At 67.4% G+C, this 356-nt stretch carries 1 pseudogene; it reads left to right on the forward strand.

Annotated features, from left to right (window positions below):
* Positions 1 to 356 (forward strand): annotated as a pseudogene (locus tag FHG10_RS18100) (HNH endonuclease signature motif containing protein); the annotation flags it as partial.

Here is a 356-nt window from a genome sequence, read left to right on the forward strand (position 1 = left end):
CAGAACGCCCAGCGCCACGCCCTCATCGAGGGCACGCAGATTCCCTTGGATCCGGACCAGCAGGTCGAGAACGAGGGCATGCCCCTGTCGTTGAACCTGATCCGCTACCACCTCGCCCACGCGGCGCAGATCGACACCGGTGGCATCACCGTCCCGGAGGCGAGGTTCCGGTTGAACGTCCTCGTTCCCTTCCTGACCCTGGTCGGTGGGGACGACGCCCCCGGTGTCCTGGAGGACGGCACCCCGATTCCCGCGCAGATGGCCCGTGAGATCGCCGGGAAGAGTGAGGAATGGTTCCGGGTCCTCACGGACCCGTCCTCGGGTGAGTTTCTGCCGCGGCCGGCGGAGAAGTACCG

The organism is Brachybacterium subflavum (genome assembly GCF_009299795.1).
GTDB classification, from domain to species: domain Bacteria; phylum Actinomycetota; class Actinomycetes; order Actinomycetales; family Dermabacteraceae; genus Brachybacterium; species Brachybacterium subflavum.